Origin of the sequence: Pseudorhizobium tarimense (assembly GCF_022968135.1) — a bacterium.
GTDB classification, from domain to species: Bacteria; Pseudomonadota; Alphaproteobacteria; order Rhizobiales; family Rhizobiaceae; genus Neorhizobium; species Neorhizobium tarimense.
The window spans coordinates 109,702-134,556 of the sequence record NZ_JALJRA010000008.1 but is presented as its reverse complement, the minus strand read 5'-3'; the positions used below and the strand labels follow the sequence as shown (position 1 = coordinate 134,556).

General features: G+C 62.5%; 23 protein-coding genes and 1 pseudogene. 12 read left to right on the top strand and 12 right to left on the bottom strand.

Annotated elements, in window-relative coordinates; translation table 11 throughout:
- Positions 1-70: 70 nt before the first annotated feature.
- The gene (locus tag MUU54_RS11385; RefSeq protein ID WP_247244139.1) at positions 71-532 is read right to left on the bottom strand and encodes a MarR family winged helix-turn-helix transcriptional regulator; all 462 of its coding nucleotides are present in this window, start codon (positions 530-532) and stop codon (positions 71-73) included.
- A gap of 249 nt (positions 533-781) precedes the next feature.
- On the opposite strand from MUU54_RS11385, the gene MUU54_RS11380 reads away from it, so the two are divergent.
- The gene (locus MUU54_RS11380) at positions 782-1,621 is read left to right on the top strand and encodes an alpha/beta fold hydrolase (protein ID WP_247244138.1); all 840 of its coding nucleotides are present in this window, start codon (positions 782-784) and stop codon (positions 1,619-1,621) included.
- 91 nt (positions 1,622-1,712) lie between these two features.
- Here MUU54_RS11380 and MUU54_RS11375 read toward each other — a convergent pair whose 3' ends face one another.
- Positions 1,713-2,672, bottom strand: a complete 960-nt coding sequence (locus tag MUU54_RS11375) for a hydrogen peroxide-inducible genes activator (RefSeq protein ID WP_247244137.1) — start codon at positions 2,670-2,672, stop codon at positions 1,713-1,715.
- A 45-nt stretch (positions 2,673-2,717) separates the two neighbouring features.
- Here MUU54_RS11375 and MUU54_RS11370 point away from each other — a divergent pair, with 45 nt between their 5' ends.
- The gene (locus MUU54_RS11370; RefSeq protein ID WP_247244136.1) at positions 2,718-2,942 is read left to right on the top strand and encodes a DUF465 domain-containing protein; all 225 of its coding nucleotides are present in this window, start codon (positions 2,718-2,720) and stop codon (positions 2,940-2,942) included.
- A 203-nt stretch (positions 2,943-3,145) separates the two neighbouring features.
- A complete protein-coding gene (locus MUU54_RS11365; protein WP_247244135.1) occupies positions 3,146-4,138 on the top strand; it encodes a sodium-dependent bicarbonate transport family permease in 993 nt (330 codons plus the stop codon).
- Positions 4,139-4,196: 58 nt separating this feature from the next.
- Here MUU54_RS11365 and aptA read toward each other — a convergent pair whose 3' ends face one another.
- From aptA to MUU54_RS11335, 6 genes are all read right to left on the bottom strand, one after another.
- Positions 4,197-5,525, bottom strand: coding sequence for an omega-aminotransferase AptA (gene aptA, locus MUU54_RS11360; protein WP_247244134.1), 1,329 nt, complete (start codon positions 5,523-5,525; stop codon positions 4,197-4,199).
- Positions 5,526-5,684: 159 nt separating this feature from the next.
- Entirely contained in the window at positions 5,685-6,002 is a 318-nt protein-coding gene (locus tag MUU54_RS11355; protein WP_247244133.1) for an ArsR/SmtB family transcription factor, read from the bottom strand.
- Positions 6,003-6,091: 89 nt separating this feature from the next.
- On the bottom strand, positions 6,092-6,865 hold the full coding sequence (locus MUU54_RS11350) for a HugZ family pyridoxamine 5'-phosphate oxidase (protein ID WP_281433298.1): 774 nt from the start codon (positions 6,863-6,865) through the stop codon (positions 6,092-6,094).
- 9 nt (positions 6,866-6,874) lie between these two features.
- Positions 6,875-7,918 (bottom strand): choline ABC transporter ATP-binding protein, encoded by a 1,044-nt coding sequence (gene choV, locus MUU54_RS11345; protein ID WP_247244131.1) that lies wholly within the window; start codon positions 7,916-7,918, stop codon positions 6,875-6,877.
- Positions 7,915-8,757: a choline ABC transporter permease subunit gene (gene choW / locus MUU54_RS11340; protein WP_247244130.1), complete on the bottom strand. Its 843-nt coding sequence runs from the start codon at positions 8,755-8,757 to the stop codon at positions 7,915-7,917. Before choW ends, choV begins: the two co-directional genes overlap by 4 nt.
- Before the next feature lie 73 nt (positions 8,758-8,830).
- Complete coding sequence (locus MUU54_RS11335) at positions 8,831-9,784, bottom strand: choline ABC transporter substrate-binding protein (protein WP_354532133.1); 954 nt, start codon at positions 9,782-9,784, stop codon at positions 8,831-8,833.
- Positions 9,785-9,975: 191 nt separating this feature from the next.
- Here MUU54_RS11335 and MUU54_RS11330 point away from each other — a divergent pair, with 191 nt between their 5' ends.
- The 4 genes from MUU54_RS11330 (at position 9,976) to MUU54_RS11315 (ending at position 13,264) form a co-directional block, all read left to right on the top strand.
- Positions 9,976-10,557, top strand: a complete 582-nt coding sequence (locus MUU54_RS11330) for a thymidine kinase (protein ID WP_247244129.1) — start codon at positions 9,976-9,978, stop codon at positions 10,555-10,557.
- Between the two features lie 92 nt (positions 10,558-10,649).
- Complete coding sequence (locus MUU54_RS11325; RefSeq protein WP_247244128.1) at positions 10,650-11,102, top strand: pseudoazurin; 453 nt, start codon at positions 10,650-10,652, stop codon at positions 11,100-11,102.
- A 97-nt stretch (positions 11,103-11,199) separates the two neighbouring features.
- Positions 11,200-12,120 carry a hypothetical protein gene (locus MUU54_RS11320; protein WP_247244127.1) on the top strand — a complete coding sequence of 307 codons (921 nt, stop codon included), beginning with the start codon at positions 11,200-11,202 and terminating at the stop codon, positions 12,118-12,120.
- On the top strand, positions 12,113-13,264 hold the full coding sequence (locus MUU54_RS11315) for a DUF2333 family protein (protein ID WP_247244126.1): 1,152 nt from the start codon (positions 12,113-12,115) through the stop codon (positions 13,262-13,264). Before MUU54_RS11320 ends, MUU54_RS11315 begins: the two co-directional genes overlap by 8 nt.
- A 17-nt stretch (positions 13,265-13,281) precedes the next feature.
- Here the strand turns inward: MUU54_RS11315 and MUU54_RS11310 are convergent, their stop codons facing one another.
- Entirely contained in the window at positions 13,282-13,980 is a 699-nt protein-coding gene (locus MUU54_RS11310) for a helix-turn-helix transcriptional regulator (protein WP_247244125.1), read from the bottom strand.
- Positions 13,981-14,390: 410 nt separating this feature from the next.
- Here MUU54_RS11310 and MUU54_RS11305 point away from each other — a divergent pair, with 410 nt between their 5' ends.
- The gene (locus MUU54_RS11305; RefSeq protein ID WP_376742088.1) at positions 14,391-16,616 is read left to right on the top strand and encodes a TonB-dependent hemoglobin/transferrin/lactoferrin family receptor; all 2,226 of its coding nucleotides are present in this window, start codon (positions 14,391-14,393) and stop codon (positions 16,614-16,616) included.
- A gap of 158 nt (positions 16,617-16,774) precedes the next feature.
- On the opposite strand, the gene MUU54_RS11300 is transcribed toward MUU54_RS11305, so the two are convergent.
- Positions 16,775-17,074 (bottom strand): hypothetical protein, encoded by a 300-nt coding sequence (locus MUU54_RS11300; RefSeq protein ID WP_247244123.1) that lies wholly within the window; start codon positions 17,072-17,074, stop codon positions 16,775-16,777.
- Positions 17,075-17,077: 3 nt separating this feature from the next.
- Positions 17,078-17,802: pseudogene (locus MUU54_RS11295) on the bottom strand (T6SS phospholipase effector Tle1-like catalytic domain-containing protein).
- A 219-nt stretch (positions 17,803-18,021) separates the two neighbouring features.
- Between MUU54_RS11295 and MUU54_RS11290 the strand changes: the two are divergent.
- Positions 18,022-19,698 (top strand): formate--tetrahydrofolate ligase, encoded by a 1,677-nt coding sequence (locus MUU54_RS11290; protein ID WP_247244122.1) that lies wholly within the window; start codon positions 18,022-18,024, stop codon positions 19,696-19,698.
- Between the two features lie 388 nt (positions 19,699-20,086).
- On the opposite strand, the gene MUU54_RS11285 is transcribed toward MUU54_RS11290, so the two are convergent.
- Positions 20,087-21,085 carry an extensin-like domain-containing protein gene (locus MUU54_RS11285; RefSeq protein ID WP_247244121.1) on the bottom strand — a complete coding sequence of 333 codons (999 nt, stop codon included), beginning with the start codon at positions 21,083-21,085 and terminating at the stop codon, positions 20,087-20,089.
- Between the two features lie 282 nt (positions 21,086-21,367).
- Here MUU54_RS11285 and MUU54_RS11280 point away from each other — a divergent pair, with 282 nt between their 5' ends.
- The 3 genes from MUU54_RS11280 to MUU54_RS11270 all read left to right on the top strand — a co-directional run bounded on the left by MUU54_RS11280 (position 21,368) and on the right by MUU54_RS11270 (position 24,854).
- Entirely contained in the window at positions 21,368-23,557 is a 2,190-nt protein-coding gene (locus MUU54_RS11280) for an anthranilate synthase (RefSeq protein ID WP_247244120.1), read from the top strand.
- Positions 23,558-23,636: 79 nt separating this feature from the next.
- Positions 23,637-23,783 carry a hypothetical protein gene (locus tag MUU54_RS11275; RefSeq protein WP_247244119.1) on the top strand — a complete coding sequence of 49 codons (147 nt, stop codon included), beginning with the start codon at positions 23,637-23,639 and terminating at the stop codon, positions 23,781-23,783.
- A 156-nt stretch (positions 23,784-23,939) separates the two neighbouring features.
- A complete protein-coding gene (locus MUU54_RS11270; protein WP_247244245.1) occupies positions 23,940-24,854 on the top strand; it encodes a cation diffusion facilitator family transporter in 915 nt (304 codons plus the stop codon).
- Position 24,855 lies beyond the last annotated feature (1 nt).

The window sequence follows — 24,855 nt, the reverse complement described above, 5'->3', positions numbered from 1 at the left end:
CCTCCGCAAGGATACTGCTTAAAAATGTGCCGGTTGATCAAGTTGCTGCTGCGGCGGTGCCCGCCGCTGCTTAAATCTTGCCCGAACCTGCGATCTGCTCGTGGAGAAGGGCGTGGATAAAGGACTGGATCTGGCGGTTGAAGGCTGCGAACTGCTCAGGAGACATCCCCGAGCGGCGCAGCAATGTATCGCCGAGGCAGCGGCACTGCTTCACTCGGTCCTTGCCGGCGGGCGTCAGGAAGACGTTGACCTGGCGCTCATCGATCTTGCTGCGGCGCCGCTCGAGAAGACCTGCCTGTTCCAGCCGTTTGACCGGCGGCGTGATCGTGCTCGATTCCAGCGACAGCCGCTCGGCGATAGCGCCGATCGTCAGCCCATCGTTCTCAGCCAGCGTGCTCAGCACAAGATATTGAGGGTAGGTGATGCCCATTTCGTCGAGCATCGGCTTGTAGGTGCGGTTAATCGCGATATTGGCGGCGTAGAGGGAAAAGCAGAGCTGCTCATCCAAGGGGTAGGCGGCGAGGGCGGTCACGGCGTTTCTCCCGAACTTTTTCCGTGGTCTTTATGTCGGATAGCGCCTTTTCTAACATGAAATTTTATTGCGATAAAGTTTCTTGTGGACACAACCATCTGTCGCTGCTAAATGGTGTTTATCGCGATAAACATTACTGGCGTCACGGTCGCGACCGACGTGTCAGCAAGCCGACACGCAGGGATGCAATAAGCCGGAGCCTCAGTGGCTTCGACTTTCACAAGATCACGTTGGAAAGGGATTAAAGACATGAGCAGCAACTTCATCACCACCCAGGACGGTACGCAGATCTTCTACAAAGACTGGGGTCCGCAGGACGCACAGCCGATCGTCTTCCATCACGGCTGGCCGCTCAGCGCCGACGACTGGGACGCGCAGATGCTCTTCTTCCTCGGCAGGGGCTATCGCGTGATCGCCCATGACCGCCGCGGCCACGGACGCTCCAGCCAGACGGATACCGGCAACGAGATGGATACCTACGCGGCAGACGTTGCCGCGCTCGCCGCTCATCTCGACCTTAAAAATGCCGTGCATGTTGGTCATTCGACCGGCGGCGGCGAGGTCGCGCGCTATGTTGCCCAGTACGGTCATGAAGGCCGCGTTGCCAAGGCCGTGCTGATCGGTGCCGTTGCGCCGATCATGGTCAAGACCGAGAACAATCCGAGCGGCTTGCCGCTCGAGGTCTTCGACGGGTTCCGTTCGGCACTGGCGGCGAACCGAGCGCAGTTCTTCCTCGACATTCCGACCGGGCCTTTCTACGGCTTCAACCGCGACGGCGCCGAGGTTTCGGAAGGCCTGATCCGCAACTGGTGGCGGCAGGGCATGATGGGCGGCGCCAAGGCCCATTACGATTGCATCAAAGCCTTCTCCGAAACCGACTTCACCGAAGACCTGAAGACGATCGAGGTGCCGGTTCTGGTGATGCACGGCGATGATGACCAGATCGTGCCGATCGACGATTCTGCCCGTCTGGCGATCAAGCTGCTGAAGAACGGGACGCTGAAGGTCTACGAAGGGCTTCCGCACGGTGTGGCGTCCACCCATGCCGATGTCATCAATGCGGACCTGCTCGCCTTCATCCAGGGCTGAGCCGTCAATGAGCAAGGGAGAGGCGACATCGAGCGCCTCTGCCTCTTGATTCAGCGCCTGCGCACCGGTCGACAGATCCTGGAAACAGTCCTCAGTCGAACAGTCCTTCTGCTGCGGCACGGCCGAGGGCTGCAAGGCGTCGGTAGTGGTCGGCCCTGACGCTGCCGCGGCGCCAGAAGAAGCCGATGACGCGTGCGCCCGGCCAATCCTCTATCAGCAGCAGATGGACGTTCTGGTCGCTGCGGAACTCCGAACGCACATAGAGCTCCGGAAAGAGCGACAGTCCCATGTCGATCGACACCATCTGGCGCAGCGCATCGAGGCTGGTGCCTTCGTAATCCTCCACGAGATGCGCGCCGGATGCCCGTGCCAGGTCACGGACCGTGTCCAGCAGCCGATGCCCGCGCCCGAGCGTGAGCAGCGGCTCGTGCGCAAGGGAAGCGAGGTCGACGCTGTCGCGCTGCGCCAGCCGGTGTCCGCGCGGCACGCCGAGAAAGATCCGTTCCTCGCAGACGGCGGCGAATTCGCAAGCGTCCGCGTCGGTCGGCGGCTGGCCGAGACCGCAATCGATTGTCCCGTCTGCCACCTGCTCCTCCAGGAGAAGCGGGCGCTCCTCGCGAATATGGAGCTTGAGGTCCGGATGCGCCTCGCGAAGGCGGGGAAGGAGCCGGGGCAGGAAGTAGGGGCCGAAGGTCGGCACGGCGCCGAGGCGGATCAGACCGCCGAGGGCTCCCTGGCTCGTGGAGGCCATGGCGACCATTCCGTCCAGCGTGTGGAGAACGGTTCTGGCGGAGGCGATGATCTCGGCTCCCGCAGGTGTCGGTGCAACCTTGCCGGGGCTGCGGTCGATTAGGGCGCAGCCGAGGCGGTCCTCCAGCAGCGCAATCTGTACCGAGAGCGTCGGCTGGGAAACATGGCAGCGCTTCGCAGCCTCGCCGAAGTGCCCGGTTTCGCCAAGCATCACGAGGTATTCCAGCTGACGAACGGTCGGACGGTATGGCATCCCATAGCTATTATCTATGGAAACCATATTAGCAATCAATTTGCTCAATGAGGAGGTATCCCGCATTGTCATGAGGTCAACAAGGAGACCGACATGAACCGACTGTTGAAGGCCCTGAGGGCACGGCACGAAATCGTCGAAGCCCGTGTTCAGGAGGAGCAACGCAAGCCAATGCCGAACAGCCTCAGCCTGCTGTCCTTAAAGCGGATCAGGCTTCAGTTGCGCGACCAGATCGTGTCCCTCGAGCGGGTGCTCCAGCAAAGCACGGAGCCGGTGAGAGACCGCCTGAGGTCCAAGCGACGTCCCGCGACGTCCTGACCGGCATCTCGCCTGTCCCGCAACCGTCAGCCGATCCGCCGTCGGCTGGCGGTTTTGATGCCGGTCACTCGACGCGGCCATGATGCCGCTTCGGGCGCCGCTTCCGCAGTCTTGATCATCTTCTAAAACTCCGAACCTTCAAACCGCCGGGCTGATGCCTCGCCTATGGGCGCATCCGCACGGCCTTTTCACGAGTACAACCCTTGGATCTTTACCTGTCGCTTGCCACGCAGAACCTCTTCTCTGCGCCGGTGCTTTTCTTTGCTCTCGGTTTCCTGGCGTCGCTTGCCGGTGGGCACATTGCGCTGCCCGGAGGGGTCGGCAAGATGCTGGCGCTCTACCTCATGCTTGCCATCGGCTTCAAAGGTGGCGCGGCGGTAGGCATCCACGGCCTCAGTCCGGAGATCATGCTGGCGCTTCTGGTCGGCGTGCTGCTGTCGGCGTCCATGCCGCTGCTTGGCAATGTCATGCTGGGTGCGATGACGCGTCTGGAGGCCCGGGAGCGCGCCGCGCTGGCTGCTCATTACGGATCGATATCCATCGTCACTTTCGTCGCCGCCGGCGATGCGCTGACCCGGCTGGGCATCGGCTTCGATGGCGGGATGGTGGCGGTGGCGGCGGCGATGGAAGCTCCGGCGATCCTGACCGCACTCTGGCTCATGCTGCGCAATCCAGCGCCTGGCCTTGACCCGGTGCAGGCCGAGAGCCGGCAGAGTGCCGCGCTTCGGGATGTAATGCTCAACGTGACGATCGTGACGCTGCTCGGCGCCTTCGCCATCGGCGCCATCACGGGGGAGCGGGGGATGCAGGAGTTGTCTGGCTTCGTGACCGACCCGTTCCGCGGCGTGCTCTGCCTCTTCCTGCTCGACCTCGGCGCAATCGCCGGCAATGGCCTCCGCAGGGATTGGCGCGTGCTTACCCCGGGACTGCTGGGGTTTGCCGTGGTCATGCCCCTGGTCGGCGCGGCCTTCGCCCTGGCCTTCGCAGTTGCCTTCGGACTGTCCGTCGGCAATACGGCGCTGCTCGTAACGCTGGCGGCGAGCGCATCCTATATTGCGGTGCCGGCCGCCATGCGAATCGCTGCGCCTGATGCCCGCCCGGAGATCTGCCTCAGCCTGTCGCTCGGGCTGACGTTTCCCTTCAATCTATTGGCCGGGATGCCGGTCTATATCCAGCTCGCAAACGCAGCGGTGTGAACTGAGAAAGGCAAGGGGCGCCCAGGAGTGGAGCGCCACTTAATCCGTTTCAGTTTCCTCAGATGTTGCTTTTCAGGATCTCGCGTAGCTTGCCGAAGATCTCGTCCATGTGGTGCTTCTCGACGATCAGCGGTGGCGACATGGCGATAATGTCGCCAGTGGTGCGGATCAGGAGGCCGTTCTCATAGGCCTTGAGGAAGGCGGAGAAGGCGCGCTTCGTCGGCTCGCCGGCGATCGGGTCGAGTTCGATGGCACCGATCAGGCCGATATTGCGAATGTCGATGACGTTCGGGCAGTCCTTCAGCGAATGCAGGCCGTCTTCCCAGTAGGAGGCCATCTCGCCGGCGCGGGTGAGCAGACCTTCTTCCTTATAGGTGTCGAGGGTCGCAAGGCCTGCCGCGGCGGCAATCGGATTGCCTGAATAGGTGTAGCCGTGGAAGAACTCGATCATGTGTTCCGGGCCGCTCATGAAAGCGTCGTGGATCTCCGAGGTGACGAAGACGGCGCCCATCGGGATGACGCCGTTTGTCAGCCCCTTGGCGGTGACCATGATGTCCGGCTTGACGTCAAAATACTGTGCGGCGAAGGGGGCGCCGATGCGACCGAAGCCGGTGATCACCTCGTCGAAGATCAACAGGATGCCGTGCTTGGTGCAGATGTCGCGAAGCTTCTGCAGGTAGCCCTTCGGCGGGATCAGGACGCCCGTGGAGCCGGCGACCGGCTCGACGATGACGGCCGCGACTGTCGAGGCGTCGTGCAGAGTCACGATCCGCTCAAGCTCGGTCGCGAGATCGCCGCCATGCTCCGGCTCTCCGCGGGTAAAGGCGTTCTGGCCGGGGAGGTGGGTGTGCGGCATGTGGTCCACACCGGTCAGCAGCGTCCCGAACATCTTGCGGTTGGCGACGATGCCGCCGACGGAGATGCCGCCGAAATTGACACCGTGATAGCCGCGCTCGCGGCCGATCAGGCGGAAGCGGGAGCCGTTGCCTTTGACCCGGTGGTAGGCGAGCGCCACCTTCAGCGCCGTCTCGACCGACTCGGACCCGGAATTGGTGTAGAGCACATGGTTCATGCCCTCCGGCGCGATATCCACGAGGCGGTTGGCAAGCTCAAAGGCCTTGGGATGGCCGAGCTGGAAGGCCGGCGCATAGTCCAGCTCACCGGCCTGTTCGCGGATTGCTTCGGTGATCTTGGGGCGGCAGTGGCCGGCATTGACGCACCAGAGGCCGGCGGTGGCGTCGAGCACCTGACGACCGTCATGGGTGGTGTAGTGCATGTCCTTCGCGCCGACGAAAAGACGCGGCTCCTTCTTGAACTGCCGGTTTGCCGTGAACGGCATCCAGAAGGCGCGAAGATCGTTCGGCGTGGAATTAAGGCGATTGGACATGCGTTGCTCCCCGACCGGACAGGTGCCGGCATTTTGACTGTTCGGTCAAATTATCAGGGGCGTTCGTCGCGTCAACTGTGGCTTCGAGCCGGCGGGCGGAGCGTGATGCTTCCTCGCGCCGGCCTTACCAAACAAGCTCACGAAATGTCAGCGCTAACATCAAGCGGCGACTGTAGCGCGCACGGGCTCGCAGTAGATGTCTTCCAGCGACTTCAGAACCTTCAGGACTGCCGGCGAGGTGCAGGAGTAGTAGATAGTCTGCGCATCGCGACGCGTCTTCACCAGCTTCTGGGCGCGCAGCTTCGACAGGTGCTGCGAAAGCGCAGACTGGCTAAGGCCAACCCTGCCGGCCAGCACGCCGACGGCCATCTCGTCCTGAACGAGGCAGCACAAGATCAAAAGGCGCTTCGGGTTTGCCATTGCTGACAGCAAACCGGCGGCGGCCGGCGAATGCTCGGAAAGCGGCATCGTATTCATGTCGGTAATTATCCCCTGGAAGCGCAAGCGCTTCAAAATGCCCAATGTAAAGTGGAAGATTAGCAAGTGCCAGATATAGTTGTATATCCCTAATTTTTGGGTGAAGGTATTCCTCGTGCATTTACGGTCAAGACAGACGAAATATAGTCGTAGGCGGCCTGTGATGTCGACATTGGTTGCTGAAATTCGTGTCTGATTTGCCTTTCGGAAGCGATCAGATCGAAGCCCGCCGGATCGATGCCGGCAAATCGCCAGGCGCCGCCTTTCTCGGTTGTGAGCTTCTCTGCGACCGCGGATGCCAGGTCACTCATGCCGCGCAACGTCCGCTGCAGATCCAGCCAGTCAGCTGGGTCTGGCAATTCGGCGAGAACGAGATCATCCGCACCCAGTGCATAGGCGCGCCCGAAGCCGCCATTCAGCGAGGCGGATTGTGGGACCAGCCGGAAAAAACGGAAGTCGGGAAAGTCGACATAAAGGGCGGCTTTCGGATGGTGATCGAGGAAGCGCTCGCGGATGCGGTCATGGTCCGGACCCGGCCGGTCAACCAGCTCGGCAAGGCACTGGAGGGTGATGCGCGGGTGAGCGAGGGGGTCGCCTTTGCCCAGCTCGCCGGCGAGCAACGAGCAGCGCGGGTCCTGCGCCAGTCCCTTGGTGTGGCCGGACAGCGCGGAGGCGAGGATCACGGGCACGCCATCAAGATCCGTTGCCGTCAATGCCCGGCTGGCCGACGGGAAGCCGGTTTGCGGGTCGAGGACGGCGAGCGCCATGTAGCGTGCACCGCGGACAAGGGTGCGGGCGAGGTGGCGCGCCTCCTCGTCCGTTTCCCTCAGCAATGACGGTTTGTCACCTCTTTCATCAGCCATGACAGGACGCTAGCGTCTATGGCGCGTCAGGCCGGCGATAACGTCTTCGGCGGAAATCGTGCCAACCACCGTGCCGTTGTCGACGATCCCGATGGCTCCCGGCTGCCGGGACAGGGCGTCGAGGACGTCGACGAGCGGCGTCTGGCGCATCGCCGTTGCCGTGACGCCCGAGGCAGGTCCGCCGGCCGCCACGCCCTGGCGCATCACGTCGCCAGCGGTCAGCATGGAGATCGGGTTCATGTTCTGGACGAAGTCGGCAACATACTGGTCTGCCGGATTGCGGACGATTTCCTGCGGCGTGCCGCACTGGATGATCCGCCCGCCCTCCATGATGGCGATCCGGTTGCCGATGCGGAAGGCTTCGTCCAGGTCATGGCTGACGAAGAGGATCGTCTTCTTCAGGCGGCTCTGGAATTCCATCAGCTCGTCCTGCAGCCGCGTCCGGATCAGCGGGTCGAGGGCGGAAAAGGGCTCGTCCATCAGGAGGATCGGCGCGCCGGTGGCAAAGGCGCGGGCAAGGCCGACGCGCTGCTGCATGCCGCCGGAGAGTTCGCCCACCTTGCGGTCGGCCCACTGGTCGAGGCTGACGAGTTCCAGTTGCTCGGCAACCCGCTGCTTGCGTTCACGTTCGGAAACGCCAGCAAGCTCAAGGCCGAAGCCGACATTTTCCTCGACCGTGCGCCATGGCAGGAGGCCGAATTGCTGGAAGACCATCGAGACCGTGTGCATGCGCAGGTCGCGCAGCGTCCTGGCGCTGGCCTTGTAGGGGTCGATCGGGCCGTTCGCCGTCTGCACGATAACATTACCTCGGGCAACCGGTGCGAGGCCGTTGACCGCTCTCAGGAGCGTGGATTTTCCGGATCCGGAGAGGCCCATGAGAACGAGGATCTCACCCTGCTTCACCGAGAGCGAGGCATCGGCGACGCCGACAACGATGCCCGTCTCGCTGCTGATCTCGTCACGGCTCTTGCCCTGATCGACGAGGGAAAGAACCTCTGCATGCTTTTCGCCGAAGACAATATCGACGTTTTCGAAGACGACTGCGTCTGTCATGTGCCGTCTCCCGAGGCTGGGCGGAACATCCGGTCGAGGATGATCGCGAGGATCACGATACAAAGGCCGGCTTCAAAGCCGCGGGCGATGTTGACGGTATTGAGCGCCCGCACGACGGGAACGCCAAGGCCGTTCGCGCCGACAAGGGCTGCGATCACCACCATCGACAGCGACAGCATGATGGTCTGGGTTAGGCCTGCCATGATCTGCGGCATGGCGTAGGGCAGTTCCACCTTGCGGAGGATCTGGCTGGGGGTGGCGCCGAAGGCGACGGCGGCTTCGGTCAGGGCTTCCGGCGTGGAGACGATGCCGAGCCGTGTCAGGCGGATCGGCGAGGGTATGGCGAAGATCACGGTCGCGATCAGGCCGGGCACCATGCCGAGGCCAAAGAGGATCAGCGCCGGGATCAGGTAGACGAAGGTGGGGATTGTCTGCATGAGGTCGAGCACTGGCCGCATAATCTCGTAGAGCCAGGCGCGGCGGGCGGCCGCGATGCCGAGCGGCAGGCCGACGAGCATGCTGACGGCAGTGGCTGCCACGACGAGCGAAAGGGTCTCGGTCGTTTCTTCCCAATAGCCCTGGTTGATGATCAGCAGCAGCCCCAGGATGGTGAAGGCGGCAACACCGAGTGACCGGCGGAACCACCAGGACAGCGCTGTCATCGCCGCGACAATGATCAGCGGGTGGGGCGTCTGGAGGACGAAGAGCAGACCGTCGATGACGGTCGCCAGGACGGTGGAGAGCCAATCGAAGAACCACGCTCCGTTGGCGGTGAGCCAGTCAACAAAAGACTTGGCCCAGGGTCCCATGGGGATCTTGAAATCTGTCAGCCAATCCACTGCGTCACTTCCCGTTTGGGTGGGTGAGGAGGGAACCGGAGCCCGCCGGACTCCGGCCGCGGGAAGACGTGCCTTACAGTCCCAGCTCGGACTTCACGGCAGCCATGGCGTCGCCGCCGTCCTTCGTGGTGACGCCCTCGAGCCACGGCTCAACCGCACCCGGATTGTTCTTCAGCCATTCGGTTGCGGCTGCTTCCGCTTCCTTGCCATCGTTCAGGATCTTTCCCATGATCTCGTTTTCCATCGGCAGCGAGAACGTCAGGTTCTTCACGAAGGTTCCGACGTTCGGGCATTCCTCGATGTAGCCGGCGCGGACATTGGTGAAGACTTCAGCGCCGCCGTAGTCCGGGCCGAAGACCTCGTCGCCGCCCGAAAGGTAGGTGAGGTCGAAGCTGGCATTCATCGGATGGGGCGCCCAGCCGAGGAAGACGATCGGCTCGCCGGCGCGGTCGGCACGGGCCACCTGCGCAAGCATGCCCTGCTCGGAGGATTCCACCACCTCGAAGTCCTTGAGGCCGAAGGTGTCGTTGGAGACCATGTCGAGGATCAGGCGGTTGCCGTCGTTGCCGGGCTCGATGGCGTAGATCTTGCCGTCCAGTTCCTCGCTGTGCTCGGCAATGTCGCTGAAGTCCTTGATACCGAGCTCGGCGCCCTTGGCATTTGTTGCGAGCGTGTACTTGGCGCCCGTCAGGTTCGGGCCGTAGGATTCCACCGACTTGTCCTGGCGGTATGGGGCGATATCGCCTTCCATGGTCGGCATCCAGTTGCCGAGGAAGACGTCGATATCCTTGTTCTTAAGCGAGCTGTAGGTGACCGGGACGGACAGAACCTTGACGTCCGTCTCGTATCCGAGCGCCTGAAGGAGAACCGACGCGGTTGCCGTGGTGGCGGTGATATCGGTCCAGCCGACGTCAGAGAAGCGGACGGTGCCGCATGATTCGGGTTCGGCTGCAGTGGCGACCTGAGTGAGTGCGAAAACCGAGATCGCTCCGGTGAGCAGGATCTTCAAGGGTTTGGTCATTGGCATTATGGCGCTCCCTGTTCTTATGTTCCCGGCCTTTTATAAGTATCCACGGCGATGAGGCAAGCTTGCCCCACGGCGGCAGATCGTGTCGGCTTTGCAACGAGCGCCGCTTGATGCACCGTTTGCGGCGTTTTTCTGTGGTTTGAGGTATCTGTAGACTTTTCCTCAAGCGCCGCCCGGACCAGAAGATCCGCATGGCCAAACTCCACTTCAATTACGCCACCATGAACGCCGGAAAGTCGACGCTGCTGCTGCAGGCGTCCTATAACTATCACGAACGCGGGATGCGAACCGTGGTGCTGACGGCCGCGCTGGACAGCCGTGCGGGCGTGGGCCGCGTGGCATCGAGGATCGGCCTTCAAGCAGATGCCATTTCGTTCCGGGAGAGCGACGACCTTTATGCCTTGGTGGAGGATTTGCATGGGATCGAGCCGGTGGCTTGTGTCTTCGTCGACGAGGCACAGTTCCTGGCGCCGGAACAGGTGTGGCAGCTGGCTCGACTTGCGGACCGGTCCGGCATCCCGGTGATGGCCTACGGGCTGCGCACGGACTTCCAGGGCAAGCTGTTTCCGGGCTCGCAGGAGTTGCTGGCGATCGCGGACGAACTGCGCGAGGTGCGAACGATCTGCTTTTGCGGGCGCAAGGCGACAATGGTGGCGCGCCTCGACGAGAACGGCGAGTTTGTGCGCGAAGGCGCGCAGGTGGATGTTGGCGGCAACGAGAAATACATCTCGTTCTGCCGCCGCCATTGGGAGGGGAAAATCCGCTGCATCTAATTCCCGCTTGACCTTGGTCAAAGAGCGCGCGGGCGCACGTCCGTCCTTATCTTCCCGCGACGCCATCTCAGGCTCGCTACAGGAGAAAAACAATGCTCAATACCGCAAAGACCGCCTTCGTACTGGCCACCGGCCTTGCTCTTCTTTCGCTTCCGGCCTTTGGTGCGGAAATCGAGGTGAAGATGCTCAACAAGGGAGCGAACGGTGAGGCAATGGTGTTTGAGCCGGCCGCCGTGAAGGCTGCACCGGGCGACGTCATCAAGTTTGTGCCCGTCGACAAGGGGCATGATGCGGCCGCCATGAAAGGCCTCATCCCGGAAGGCGTGGAAGAGTTCAAGGGCAAGATCGATCAGGAACTGGTGTTCACCGCCGAGAAAGAAGGCGCCTATGTGATCAAGTGCACGCCGCATCTGGGCATGGGCATGATCGCACTGGTGGTTGTTGGCGAGGGAGCCCAGGCCAACCTTGATGCGGTGAGGAATGCAAAATTGCCGAAGAAGGCGAAAGACCGGCTGGATGCGGAGCTGGCCGAACTCGGCCTCTGAGCCGGACGGATTTCGATCCGCGTGATACATGGCCGCCGTGGTAATTTCACCCGGCGGCCTTATGTTTGGTGCGACGGAATCGGGTGTGGGGACGGCAATGGCGTGGGGAAGACGGATCGAGAGCGAGCTCGCGGCGTTGACGGCCGAACTGGAGGAGCTCGACCGCGAGATCGTCGAGGTGGCAGAGGAGATCAGCGCCTGCGCCCGCAGCAAGAGTTTGCCGGAGGCATGGCAGGACACATCTGGTGAGGGGGCGTTCTCGAATATCTCCGTAACTTGGGCAAAGGCGCGACGCTCGCTCGCCGACCTCGTGGGTGCGATGGGGCGCCGTGTCGACACCGCGATGGCACCTCTCGAAGACAAGCCGCAGCCGACGAGGAAAGAGCGGCTCAAGCTCGCGTGGCAGCATCTGCTGTCGATGGACTGGACGCCTCGGCGCGCACCGCAGGTTACCTCTCTTGATCAGGCGCTCGTGCTGTCCGACCGGCTGCACGGCCTTCTGGCGCCGCGGCGCGAGCGGATCATCGCGCTGCGGCATGCGGTGGAATCCGACCTGGTGGAGCTGACCGGCCACCGGCAGGCGCTGGCGGACGCCATCGTGACCGCTGCCGAGCAGGAGGAGCGCGAGGTGAGTGCCGTCTGGCGGATGGTCGAGCATGCCCTTCAGGCGGTGCAGGACCTGACGATGCACCTCAACCATCAGATCCGGGACATGAACGCGGCGCTCCACAAGCTGACCATCGACAGCGAGCGGGCAATCGTGCTGAGCACCGTGCTTGCCGAGGAGAGAGCGGAGCGACCGCTTCGTCATGCACTGGACGAGGCGAAGCTTCCGAATCTAGCACCGCTCATCGATCTCAACGACGCCGGCATGCTGTCGAACCAGGAGCTCGAGCGGCGGCGCGGTCGGGTCGACCAGCGTTTCGTAGAGACCTTCCATGAGACGCCGGCGCAGGGGCAGACATCTGCGGATGAGGGCGATGAAGTGCAGGATACGCGAGAGGTGAGCCGTGCTTGAGCCGATTGTGCAGTTCTTCCAGCGCATCTTCAGCGCCATCGGCCGCGCTTTCGGGCTGCTCGTCGCCTGGCTGGTCTGGCCGTTCCTTGCCGCCCATGGCTGGTATCGCCGCCGGACCTGGATGATCCGGGCGCCGCTTCTCGCGGTGCTGGCGCTCTTCATCGGCCTCTACGGCTATTTCTTTTGGCAGACGCAGGTTTGGACAGGGTTCAACCCCGCCTTTGTCGACGACTATCGCTGGTCGGAGCGGACGATCCCCGCGGGGCAGGAGATCGGCACATCGGCACCGGCCTTTCCTGAGACTGAAGCCGCGACCGCGGCCTCGGCTGCCCAGTGCCAGTCATCGGCGATCGTCGACGTCGTCGCCAATCTGACCGACGTCAACGTCAACCAGAATGCCTGGATTTCCTCCATGCTGCTCTACCGGCTTGGCTTCTTCGGCATCGACTGGGATCACACGCCCTTTCTCGACAACAAGGCGTCGTTCCAGCGCGGCGTAAACCAGGCGGTTCGCCGAACCTCGGTGGAGCTTGTCGATACCCTGGCGCGGGTGCGCGGGACGTCCGGCATCAATACCGACCTGCAGGACGCCCGCAACAACCTGCAGTTCGACGAATATTCCTGGTATTTTGGCCTGAGCCCCTTCGGCCCGAAGACGCCGACGCCCAGCTATTACCGAACGGCCATCCGGAGCTTCCGCGCGTTCAACGCTGATCTTGCCGCCTGCAACGCCACCTTCGACACCCGCGCCGACAACCTGGCGCAGTTCGTCGACCGCATCGCCAACGACCTCGGCAGCACTTCGGCCATCCTGCGCGAGCGGTCGGAGAACTATAATTCTGGCTGGTTCGATACCCGCGCGGACGACCGCTTCTGGTTCGCCTATGGCCAGCTCTACGGCTATTACGCTGTGCTTGCGGCGGCCGGCGCGGATTTCTCGCAGGTGATCCGCGAGCGCAACCTCGGCCCCTTGTGGAGCGAGACGCTGGCGCAGTTCCAGGCGGCGCTGCGCATCCAGCCGGCGATCATCTCGAACGGACGAGAGGACGGCTGGATCATGCCGACGCATCTGGCGACGATGGGCTTTTATATCCTGCGCGTCCGCTCCAACCTGGTGGAGGTGCGCTCGGTGCTCGACCGCTAATCCCTTCGCGGAGTGTGCTAGCTGATCAGGCCGAGGCGCATGGCCTTTGCCACCAGTTGGGTGCGGTTGACGCAGTCGAGCTTCTTGATGGCGTTGGTCATGTGGGCGTTGACGGTGTGATCTGAGAGTGAGAGGATCTGGCCGATCTCCACTGAGGTCTTGCCTTGCGCAGTCCAGCGCACAACCTCGAGTTCGCGCGCCGACAGGGGGCTCGGCACTGAAAAGCGCTCCGTGCGGCGGAATTTCTCGAAGACGTCGAACGCGTGCAGCGCGATCATGCCCAGTTCGTTCAGCTCCGGCAATTCGAGTGGCGGGCGGCTGCCGTCAAAACGCAGCAGGAACCGTTCGCCTTCAAGCGAGTGGAGCGGCATGGCGGCGGTGGTGGTGATGCCGAAGCGACGCAGCAGCCGCGGCAGATCGCTGGGGAGCTTGCCAGCATGCTGTCGCTCAACGGCATCTATCGTCCATGTGCGCGGCAGCATCGAGGAGAAGAGGTGCTCCACCAGGGGACACATCCCCAGATAGCGGTTCTGATCGTACTCCTGGATGTATTCCGACGGTAGTGTTGTGTGCACGAGGATGCGCCCGAGGAGCTCATCTTGGCCGACTGGCTTTACCAGAAGGGTGACGAAGGAGAAGTCGAAGGCTCGGGCTGCGAAGGTCAGGGCAGAGAGGACATCGGCTCGCGATGTCGCGGCCGCGATGGTCCGGCTCACGACTTCCTGCCTCTCTGGATTTGCTACCCTTATCGCCGACAACAATTTCATCCAAAGCTGATAAACCAGGCTGGATCTTACAGCGGAGACCCTGCTGGTTATTTACGACATAGCATCAGCTTTTAGGGATTAGTCGGCGATTCCCGCAATGGCAATGCGACCAAGGTGGCGTTGTACCCGTGTTCACAAGCAACTCGAGGATGTCGTTAACGGCGCATTAGGGCGAAAGTTAAAATATGAACTTTATGGTCATGTTTTATTTGTTGACAAAAAAGATCATGTTTTTTAGATGGCGGAACTAAGGCGGCGTTCTGCCGCCGAGACCTTGATGCCATCTCGACTGCTTCTGAAGGCGGCGTGTCCTCTCGCGCGCCGGCGATGACGCGTGCGTGCCTGTTCTAGAAAGGAACATCATGATTTCCCCCGCATCCAAGCTCTTGCTGACCTGCACGGCCGTTCTGGCGATTTCTGCGCCGCAGTCGCGCGCTCAGGAGGCTACTGCCGAGGCGACGGCGCTCGAAACGATCGTTGTGAAGGGGAAACGGGTTTTGGTTCCCGCCGGAGACGTGGCCGATACGCCGCTCGCCTCCCAGACGGCGGCGGAGGAGATCCGGAAGAGTGACATTCAGGATTTGCAGGATCTCGCCCGGACGACAGAGCCCGGGGTCGAATATGTCGATACGAAGCCCGGAAGACCGGGCGGCCTGTTCATTCGAGGCCTCGCAGGTCCCAGGGTGGTAACGCTTGTTGACGGAATTCCCATTCCCTTCTTCGAGAACTTCGCCCGCCAGGGGCAGGCTACGACCGGATTAACGGATACGAGCTCCGCCTTCGATTTCCAGTCGCTTTCGACGGTGGACGTCGTGCGCGGTGCGGACTCCAGCCGGATTGGCTCCGGTGCACTCGCCGGCGCACTTGTGCTGCGGACGCTTGAGCCGGACGATCTCATCGCTGACGGCAGAGACCGGGGCGGCATAGCAAAGACGACGTACGACAGCGAAGACAGCAGCATCGGCGCGTCGGTTGCTTTCGCCAGACGGATCGAGAACACTTCCGTGCTGTTTCAGGGCTCCTATACCCGGGGACACGAACGGGACAACAAGGGGACCGAGGACGTCTACGGCGCCAGCCGTACCGAACCCAATCCCCTCGACTCCGATAAAATGAACTTGCTTTTCAAGTTGCGTCAGGACATCGAAGGCGGTCACCGGATCGGGCTTACGGCTGAACGTTATTACCTTGGCGCAGATACCGACTTGAGGACGTCGCAGAGCGGATCGGCCTCCTATCCGATCGGCGACTTTGACGGTTACGAAAATACCGAACGCGACCGCGTGTCGCTCGACTACCAGTACGAAGCGCCGTCCATCGATGCCATCATCGACCGCGCCAGCGCGTCGGTTTACTGGCAGCGCCTCGACAAGGAGTCGGGTTCCGGCAACAGCCTCACCTCCGGAGCTGCCTACCAGCGCGAAGACAGCATGCAGAATAACACCTTCGGCTTCATCGGAGCCTTGGAAGGAGGATTTGACGCCGGTGATGTGTCGCATACCATCCGCCTTGGCGGCAGCGCGGCCGTTCTAAAATTCGAGGAGGCTTTCTATGCCCGGACCGGCAGCTCGACCGCCTCTTCGCAGTCCGACATTCCGGACGTCACAGGCAAGTCGGTTGGCATCTATGTCGAAGACGAAATGGCGTTTGGAAGCAGCGGCTTCAGTCTGACGCCCGGGATCAGGTTCGATGCTTACGATTACGATCCGGACGGTTCGGTATCGAGCAACAGCGGCTACGATACCTTCGGCCTGCCAGAAGGCAGCAACGGTTCGCGCTTTTCACCCAAGCTCCTTGCCACTTACAACCTTTCGCCCGAAGTGCAACTCTTCGCGCAATGGTCAATGGGCTATCGAGCGCCGACGGTAAATGAGCTCTACCTGAACTTCTCCAACGTCGCGTTCGGGTATGCAGTCGTTGGCAATTCCGATCTGGAGCCGGAGATCAGCAACGGGATCGAATTGGGTGCCACCTACGATTCGTCGGACCTGACTGGTAAGGTCACCCTTTTCCACAATCGATACAAGAACTTCATCGAGCAACAGGAAGAGGACACGACGCTTTATCCGGGCTTTGGCGGCTTCGGCAGCGGAACGCTCTTTATCTACCGCAACATTCCCAACGTCCGGATTTCAGGCGTCGAGGCGAAGGTCCGCAAAGACTTCGCCAACGGTCTCTTTGCCCATGCCTCGCTCGCTTACGCTTATGGCGTGGACATGGACACGGATGAGTTCATCCGCTCCGTTGCGCCCTTCAAGTCGATCATCGGCATCGGCTATGCGCAGGAGAACTGGGGGACCGAGCTGACGGGCGTCTTCTCCGCCGGCATGCGTGACGACGATGATGCCTCCACCTTCGATGCACCCGGCTACGGTATTGCCAACCTGACCGGCTGGTGGGAGCCCTCGCAGGTCAACGGTCTTCGTGTGCAGGCTGGCGTCTACAACATATTCGACAAGAAATACTGGAACGCGGTTGGTACACGAGACGTCAATCCCAACGCCGTCAGCACGACCAACCAGCCCGTCGACTTCTACTCAGAGCCAGGCCGGACCTTAAAGGTCTCGCTGACGCAGCGTTTCTAGGCGCGCAGACGAGGACGAAAGAAGCGGCGGACCTGGTTGCGCCGCTTCTTCCACTCTTTCCGTTCTCGGGCACGCGAGACCCCTCCGGGGCCGCAGGGAATCGAAGCGTCCATCCACTCCCGGGACGCAACAAGGCATTAGGTCTTGCCAGCCTCCAGTTAGATGCCGGTGTAGTTCCAGTGCTCCCGGGCGAAGATGCCGATCGCCCCGGCAGCGAGGGCTTCAGCGGGCGGTAGCGGCCAAGCAGGAGCGGCGGGATTGCGGTGCCGGTCGGCGGCCGAGGCATGGACGTGTTCGGGCGGTGCGTCGGTTACGAGCGGTGACGCTCGGGCCGCGTCTTCAGCGCCTTTGAATAGACCCTTTACGCGGCCGTGCAAAAGGCCGCGCGGGTCGGACTTCAGCAGACTGACGGCGCCCTTGTTGAGACGCAGCCCTTGCTCCTGCGCTTCCTCCATCATCGATTAGAGTGCGCCGTCGGAAAGGCCGGACTGGCTGTAGCCACCTCCGACATCGCCATGCGCCCCCGGAAACCACGGCTGCTTCAGCGTTCCCTGCCAGTCTTCGGGCGTTTCCCAAGGGGTGGCAGAAAGCTCTGGCGGAATTGGTCGAGTGCCACCGCATGGCGGACGTGGCGGACGATGGGGCTCAAGGTGGTGTCGTGGAAGCGGTGCTTTTGCGGATTGTCCAAGAGGTTGAGGAGTGCCATGTCGTCCCGGATGCCAAGCGAGTCGACCGTGTCCCACACGCCGATGAAGTGGATCGGGGGGTGATGGAGCGGAAGCTCCCCTCCGCGGTCTTGTGGAAGCGATGCTTCCTGCTGTCCCGGATTGGGCTCGGGTCGTCGACGCGACCTCATCCTCCGGAATCTCCGAGCTCTTGAGGTCGAGGAGCCGCATTCTGAGATCATGCCGCCGAGACTGCGGACGGCATATGCGCCGCCGCTGAAGCCCAACAGTCAAATGCGGGCGCCGGCGCGATAGTTGCGGGCAAGCCAGTGATAGCCGCTCCTGATGTTGCAATCGAGGCCTTTGCCGGTTCCGTCACCGAGCATGCGGTCGATCCAGCTGCCATCGGTGCCGACGCCGGGGTGCTAGTAGGCCTCTCGGGCGCCGCCGTTCTCTTCGTCAGCAGCCAAGTCATTGAAGAACTTGACGACGTTGGTCGGGCTCGACAGCCCATCCTCCATTGCATCGGAGGTATTCCAGGTGCCATCGCAGCAGATAATGAGGTTCATCGAGCGCCCTCTCCAGCGTGCAGAGCCAGCATCTACATCTTCAGGTAAAATGCAAGATTCAGGGTTGTGTATAACTGCGTGCACAACAGGGGCGTCGGCCGGTGCGGTGCTTGTGCAGGCACGCTCTCTGTGGCCAATTCACCGCGCAAGAATTCACGGGGGAACGACAAAATGGCGGTGAAGTCGGATATCGAGATTGCGCGCATGGCGCAGAAGAAGCCGATCATGGAGGTGGGCGCTGGCCTCGGCATCCCGGCGGAGCAGTTGGCGCCCTATGGGCACGACAAGGCTAAGGTCGGCGCGGACTTCATCCGTTCGCTGGCTGACCGGCCTGACGGGAAGCTGATCCTCGTCACGGCAATCAACCCGACACCGGCGGGCGAGGGGAAGACGACCACCACCGTTGGCCTGGGCGACGGGCTAAACCGCATCGGCCGCAAAGCGATGATCTGTGTGCGCGAACCCTCGCTCGGCCCCTGCTTTGGCATGAAGGGCGGTGCTGCCGGTGGCGGCTATGCCCAGGTGATTCCGATGGAGGATATCAACCTCCACTTTACCGGGGACTTTCATGCGATTACCGCCGCCCACAACCTTCTGGCGGCCATGATCGACAACCACGTCTACTGGGGCAATGCGCTCGAGATCGACATGCGGCGCATCACCTGGCGGCGGGCGATGGACATGAACGACCGGGCACTCCGGCAGATGGTCGGCGCGCTCGGCGGAGTCGCCAACGGCTTCCCGCGCGAATGCGGCTTCGACATCACCGTGGCGTCCGAAGTGATGGCGATCCTCTGCCTGGCTGAGGATTTCTTCGACCTGGAGCGCCGCCTCGGCGGCATCATCGTCGCCTATCGACGCGACAAGTCGCCGGTCTTTGCCCGCGACCTGAAGGCGGACGGGGCGATGGCCGTGCTGCTGAAGGACGCCATGCAGCCGAACCTGGTGCAGACGCTCGAAAACAATCCGGCCTTCGTGCATGGCGGCCCCTTCGCCAATATCGCCCACGGCTGCAATTCCGTGATTGCGACGAAGACGGCGCTGAAGCTCGTCGATTACGTGGTGACGGAAGCAGGCTTCGGTGCGGATCTTGGCGCAGAGAAGTTCTTCGACATCAAGTGCCGCAAGGCGGGGCTGATGCCGGCGGCGGCGGTGATCGTCGCGACCGTCAGGGCGCTCAAGATGAATGGCGGCGTGAAGAAGGAAGATCTCGGCCGTGAGGATGTGGCGACGCTGACGCGCGGCTGCGCCAATCTCGGCCGCCATATCGCCAATGTGCGCCGCTTCGGCGTGCCTGTGGTGGTGGCGATCAACCATTTCACGACGGACACTGACGCGGAGGTGGCGGCCGTCAAGGACTATGTTTCGCGCCATGGCGCCGATGCCATCCTCTGCCGCCACTGGGCGGAGGGTTCTGCGGGCATTTCCGAACTTGCACAGCGGGTGGCGGAGCTGGCGGATGGCGGGCAGGCGGAGTTCAAGCCGCTTTATGCCGACGCCATGCCGCTGATGGAGAAGATCGAGACGGTCGCCTCGAAGATCTATCATGCCGGCGAGGTGACGGCCGACAAGGCGGTGCGCGACCAGCTGATCGCCTGGGAAAAGCAGGGCTATGGCAGCCTGCCGGTATGTATCGCCAAGACGCAATATTCCTTCTCGACCGACCCCAGCCTGCGCGGTGCGCCGGAAGGCCATGTGGTGCATGTGCGCGAGGTGCGCCTTTCCGCCGGCGCCGGCTTCGTCGTTGCCATCACCGGCGAGATCATGACCATGCCGGGCCTGCCGAGCGCACCCGCGGCGGAGCGGATTTTTCTCAGTGATGAGGGGAATGTAGAGGGGTTGTTCTAGTGAAGTTTGGCCGATGTGATGGCTGTTGTCGGCCGATAGCGGGCCCCCATGCACACCACGTCAAACCCTGCCTCTTTAAGTCCATAGGTTAGATGCTGGGTCAGGGTGCCCGCTTCCAGCCCAACTTGGTGAATGGGCTCGCCAAACTCGCACAGGCACCGGACCAAATCAGGCACATCAGAAGGAACCGACCGCTCCAACCGAACCTTCCCGTCCTGATCAATGATGCAGATCGCCACTGAGCGCAGTGAACCGTCCAAAGCAGCATATCATCGTTCTCTCCCTTCATCTCGGCAACGCCGGGATTGTGGTGGGAGCTTGGCCCTTGTGGGACCGCACGATTACACATGCTTTTGGCGCAAAGTGAGCCTGCTCATCCATCCCCTTACTACCGGCAATATCGATAGCCGCTCTCCCGCTCCAGGACATCGAGATGCAGGTGGTCCTGGTGGGTGGCGTCGCTGCCGGGGGAGAGGACGGTGGTGAAGTGGAGGCAGGCGCCGGCTGAGGCGGTGCGCTGGAAGGCGCCTTCCACTGTGCCATCCTCTGCGCGCGGCTTCATCGGGACTTCCGACCCGTCATCGAGGCGGAAGGCGGCGATGTCGATGGCGTTGCCGCGGGCGTGTTCGGAAATTTCGCCTTCGGCGGCGCTGTTGCGCAACCGGCAGGCATAGGTGGAGCCGGTGATGAGGCCGGTGATCTTGCGGTCCGGCATGGCGATCTTCAGCGCCGGGTTCACCGTGTCCTTCAGCCAGTTGCCGAGCGCGCGGGCCGTCTCGCAGCGCATCTGTGCGCTGCCGGTGTCGATGCCCGGCAAGACTTCCGCAACCTCCAGCGGATGGTCGATGCCGCAGCCTTCGCCATCGTCGATGCGTGCGGCGGTCTCGAATTTCGTGCCGAGGGCGACGAGGTCTGCGAGGCAGGCTTTAAGGGCTTCGGGATCTTCCGTCGCGATCGGGGGTGGCGCTTCCGCCTGCTCGGGTTGCTGGTCCTCGTCCTCATCCCCGGTGGCAGCCGGGGCATCCTTATCGGTCTTGTCCTGCGGCTCCTCTGCCGGCGAGGAGGCGTCTGGCTCCTGTTTGCCGGCGGAGGCGTCTTCGTCGGAGGTGGGGTCGCTTGCGGAGGGTGAGGAGGGTTGCTCTTCCGCTTCGACCGGCGGCTTAGGCTCGGGCGTGGGGACCTCTGCGGGTGTCGGCTCGACGGCGCTATCTGCTTCTATTGTGGCTTCCGGCTCTGCGGCGGTTCCCGGCTTCTCCTGTGCCTCACCGTTTGGCGTGGCTTTTTCCGCAACCGCCGGCTTCTCCTCCGGCACCGGGCCGGTGCGCGGCAGTGCGGCGCCAGTCAGCAGGAGCGGCGCCGCGAGCAGGAGGGGAAGGTGGCGCGGCACTGCAATGGCTCCATCGTCGTTCTGGCTGCGGGTCTTGCCAAGGGCAACGCACAAATCCGGATTTGGTCGCATGCCCGACAAATACGCTTGCAGAGAAATGAGACGCGCGGTATCTGTTCAGCCATGATCACGTCGATGAACATCGGTAACTGGTGGTGGGCTCGCTAGCGCGGCCTTGATCAGTCATGTCCAACGACAAGACCCCAAAGCCGCCCGAGAACCGAGGCGGCTTTTTTGTTATCCGCCGCAGGACCCCGGGCGACAGATTTCGGAGAGCAGGAAATGGTGACGATCATTCGGGACGACGGTTCGGAGACCTACGAGACCAAGGGTCGGATCGCCGTCAGCCGCAAGCGGCGCCCGACGCTATATGCCGATGCCGTGGCGAGCTACGTCGCTAAGCTCGACGAGCGGCGCGGCGCCGTGTTTTCCTCCAATTACGAATATCCGGGCCGCTATACCCGCTGGGACACGGCGATCGTCGACCCGCCGCTCGGTATTTCCTCGCATGGCAAGAAGGTCTGGATCGATGCCTTTAACTGCCGTGGCGAGGTCCTGCTCGGCTTCATTGTCGAGAAGCTGAAGACCGTTGGTGATCTGACGCTCGGCGAGCAGACGGCGCGGCGCCTCGATCTTGACATCAACGAGCCAACCCGCGCCTTCACCGAGGAAGAGCGCTCGAAGATGCCGACGGTCTTCACCGTACTGCGCGCCGTGGTCGATCTCTTCTATTCCGAGGCGGATTCCGCCATCGGATTGTTCGGCGCCTTTGGGTACGATCTCGCCTTCCAGTTCGATGCGATCAAACTTTCCATGCAGCGGCCGGAAGACCAGCGCGACATGGTGCTCTTCCTGCCGGACGAGATCCTTGTCGTCGATCACCACGCCGCCAAGGCCTGGATCGACCGCTATGATTTTGCCAAGGGCGGCGTGACGACCGAGGGCAAGGACGAGGCCATCGCGCCGGAGCCGTTCCAGCGCACCACGGTGACGCCGCCGAAGGGCGACCACAAACCGGGCGAATATGCCGAGCTGGTGACGAAGGCGAAGGAAAGCTTCCGCCGTGGCGACCTGTTCGAAGTGGTGCCGGGCCAGAAGTTCATGGAGCGCTGCGACAGCAAGCCCTCGGAGATCTCCAACCGGCTGAAGGCGATCAACCCGTCGCCCTACTCCTTCTTCATCAATTTGGGGCAGCAGGAATATCTGATAGGTGCCTCACCTGAAATGTTCGTTCGCGTGTCGGGCCGGCGCATCGAGACCTGCCCGATCTCTGGGACGATCAAGCGCGGCGAGGACCCGATCGCCGACTCCGAACAGATCCTCAAGCTTCTCAACTCCAAGAAGGACGAGAGCGAGTTGACGATGTGCTCCGACGTCGACCGCAACGACAAGAGCCGAGTCTGCGAGCCGGGCTCGGTCAAGGTCATCGGCCGCCGTCAGATCGAGATGTATTCGCGGCTGATCCACACCGTCGACCATATCGAAGGGCGGCTGCGCGAGGACATGGATGCCTTCGACGGCTTCCTCTCCCACGCCTGGGCGGTCACCGTGACGGGCGCGCCAAAGCTTTGGGCCATGCGCTTTATCGAGAACCACGAGAAAAGCCCGCGCGCCTGGTACGGCGGGGCGATCGGCATGGTCGGCTTCAACGGCGACATGAATACCGGCCTGACACTGCGCACTATCCGCATCAAGGACGGTATCGCCGAGGTCCGGGCCGGCGCCACGCTTCTCAACGACAGCGATCCGCAGGAGGAGGAGGCCGAGACTGAGCTGAAGGCATCGGCCATGCTCTCCGCCATCCTCGATGCCCGCGCAGGGAATTCGGCGAAGGTGGTGCGCGACGTGGCCCCGGTCGGCAAGGGTGTGCGCATCCTGCTCGTCGACCACGAGGACAGCTTCGTGCACACGCTGGCGAACTATTTCCGGCAGACGGGTGCCGAGGTTTCCACCGTCCGAACGCCGGTGCCGGAGGAGATTTTCGACCGCGTCGATCCGGATCTCGTCGTGCTGTCGCCGGGGCCTGGCAATCCCAAGGATTTCGACTGCAAAACGACGATCAAGACCGCGCGGGGCAAGGGGCTGCCGATCTTCGGTGTCTGCCTTGGGCTGCAGGCACTGGCGGAAGCCTATGGCGGCGAACTCCGCCACCTGGCGCTGCCGATGCACGGCAAACCGTCGCGCATCCGGGTGCTGGAACCGGGCGTCGTCTTCTCCGGTCTGTCTAACGAGGTGACCGTCGGGCGCTACCACTCGATCTTCGCCGATCCGAAGACGCTGCCGACGGATTTTACGATTACGGCGGAAAGCGAGGACGGCACGATTATGGGGATCGAGCACGTGAAGGAGCCGATCGCGGCGGTGCAGTTCCATCCGGAATCGATCATGACGCTCGGCCAGGACGCCGGCATGCGGATGATCGAGAACGTGGTGGCACATCTGGCGCGGCGCCGGAAAGTGCAGGCCGCCTGAGGCGGCCGGGGAGGGAAGGCAACCTTTTGCGGTTCTCTCGGGTTAGGGCGTCGAAGGATGTTCCAACCTGGGGAGAGACATGAGCAGAAGAGCACTGATCTGGCTGGTTGCCGCCCTCGTCGTTGTCGTGATGGCATTTACCATGTGGCCGGAAGAAGACGAGAACCTGCAGCCACCTCCGGCCGTCGGCGATCTGGAGGACAATCCGGCAGAGCCGGCGGATTGACGAGCAAGTTGCGGGCTGTTGGTCAGCTTCGTCATGCTTTGACAAACACCTCCGTCTGAGCCATACCGCGACCTACAAAACCGCCCGGGTTCGCCCGGGCGGTTTTGGCGTTCTGGAGCAATGCTCCTGCAATTCACTCGCAAAGGCATGGGCGTCATGGTGGGCACGAGAACCGGTACGATCGTGGAAAGGCTGGCATTCTGGGGGATCCCGCTCGCCTTCGGCGTCATGGGCCTGAAGATGCTTGCCTGGTGGGTGACGGGCTCGGTGGCGCTGCTTTCCGACGGGATGGAATCGACCGTTAACGTAGTTGCGGCCCTCATTGCCTATTTCCTGATCCGCTATGCCGGGCGGCCTGCCGACGAGGATCACCAGTTCGGCCACCACAAGGCCGAGTACATCTCCGCCGTGGTAGAGGGGGTGCTGATCGTCGTTGCCGCACTGCTGATCGTGCAGGAAGCCTGGGGCGAGCTGCTCGCGCCGGGGCTTCTCGAAGCGCCGGTTCTCGGACTTGCCATCAACGCGGCGGCGGGTGTCATCAACCTGATCTGGGCCCGCGTTCTCATCCGGGCCGGACGGCGACATGCGTCCCCAGCGCTTGCCGCGGACGGGCAACATATCATGTCGGATGTCGTCACGTCCGCCGGAGTCTTCATCGGCCTAGTTCTGGCAGTATCGACCGGCTATGCGATCCTCGATCCGCTGCTGGCGATCGTGGTGGCGATCAACATCCTCTATCAGGGTTACAAGGTGATCTCGCACTCCCTCGGCGGTCTGATGGATCGCGCGGTGACGGCGGAGGAGGAGGAGGCGATCCGTTCCGCAATTACGGCCAATGCGGCGGGGTCGCTTGGGGTGCATGACCTGAGGACGCGGCGGGCCGGTTCGGCCGCTTTCATCGATTTTCATCTGGTGGTGCCGGCGGGCATGCCGGTCGGTGAGGCGCATGAGATCTGCGATCGCCTTGAAGACGCCATCAAGGGCGTCATACCCGGCGCTAGTCTCGCCATCCATGTGGAGCCCGAAGGGGAGCGCGCGCATGGCATCAAGGTCAAGGTAGAAGGAACATAAG

Coding starts and splice junctions, on each gene's coding strand:
- MUU54_RS11370 (WP_247244136.1), top strand. CDS start 2,718: ATGAACCGACTGTTGAAGGCCCTGAGGGCACGGCACGAAATCGTCGAA.
- MUU54_RS11335 (WP_354532133.1), bottom strand. CDS start 9,784: ATGCCAATGACCAAACCCTTGAAGATCCTGCTCACCGGAGCGATCTCG.
- MUU54_RS11290 (WP_247244122.1), top strand. CDS start 18,022: ATGGCGGTGAAGTCGGATATCGAGATTGCGCGCATGGCGCAGAAGAAG.
- MUU54_RS11330 (WP_247244129.1), top strand. CDS start 9,976: ATGGCCAAACTCCACTTCAATTACGCCACCATGAACGCCGGAAAGTCG.
- MUU54_RS11355 (WP_247244133.1), bottom strand. CDS start 6,002: ATGAATACGATGCCGCTTTCCGAGCATTCGCCGGCCGCCGCCGGTTTG.
- MUU54_RS11350 (WP_281433298.1), bottom strand. CDS start 6,865: ATGGCTGATGAAAGAGGTGACAAACCGTCATTGCTGAGGGAAACGGAC.
- MUU54_RS11300 (WP_247244123.1), bottom strand. CDS start 17,074: ATGATGGAGGAAGCGCAGGAGCAAGGGCTGCGTCTCAACAAGGGCGCC.
- MUU54_RS11280 (WP_247244120.1), top strand. CDS start 21,368: ATGGTGACGATCATTCGGGACGACGGTTCGGAGACCTACGAGACCAAG.
- MUU54_RS11270 (WP_247244245.1), top strand. CDS start 23,940: ATGGTGGGCACGAGAACCGGTACGATCGTGGAAAGGCTGGCATTCTGG.
- choV (WP_247244131.1), bottom strand. CDS start 7,918: ATGACAGACGCAGTCGTCTTCGAAAACGTCGATATTGTCTTCGGCGAA.
- MUU54_RS11325 (WP_247244128.1), top strand. CDS start 10,650: ATGCTCAATACCGCAAAGACCGCCTTCGTACTGGCCACCGGCCTTGCT.
- MUU54_RS11320 (WP_247244127.1), top strand. CDS start 11,200: ATGGCGTGGGGAAGACGGATCGAGAGCGAGCTCGCGGCGTTGACGGCC.
- MUU54_RS11275 (WP_247244119.1), top strand. CDS start 23,637: ATGAGCAGAAGAGCACTGATCTGGCTGGTTGCCGCCCTCGTCGTTGTC.
- MUU54_RS11380 (WP_247244138.1), top strand. CDS start 782: ATGAGCAGCAACTTCATCACCACCCAGGACGGTACGCAGATCTTCTAC.
- aptA (WP_247244134.1), bottom strand. CDS start 5,525: ATGTCCAATCGCCTTAATTCCACGCCGAACGATCTTCGCGCCTTCTGG.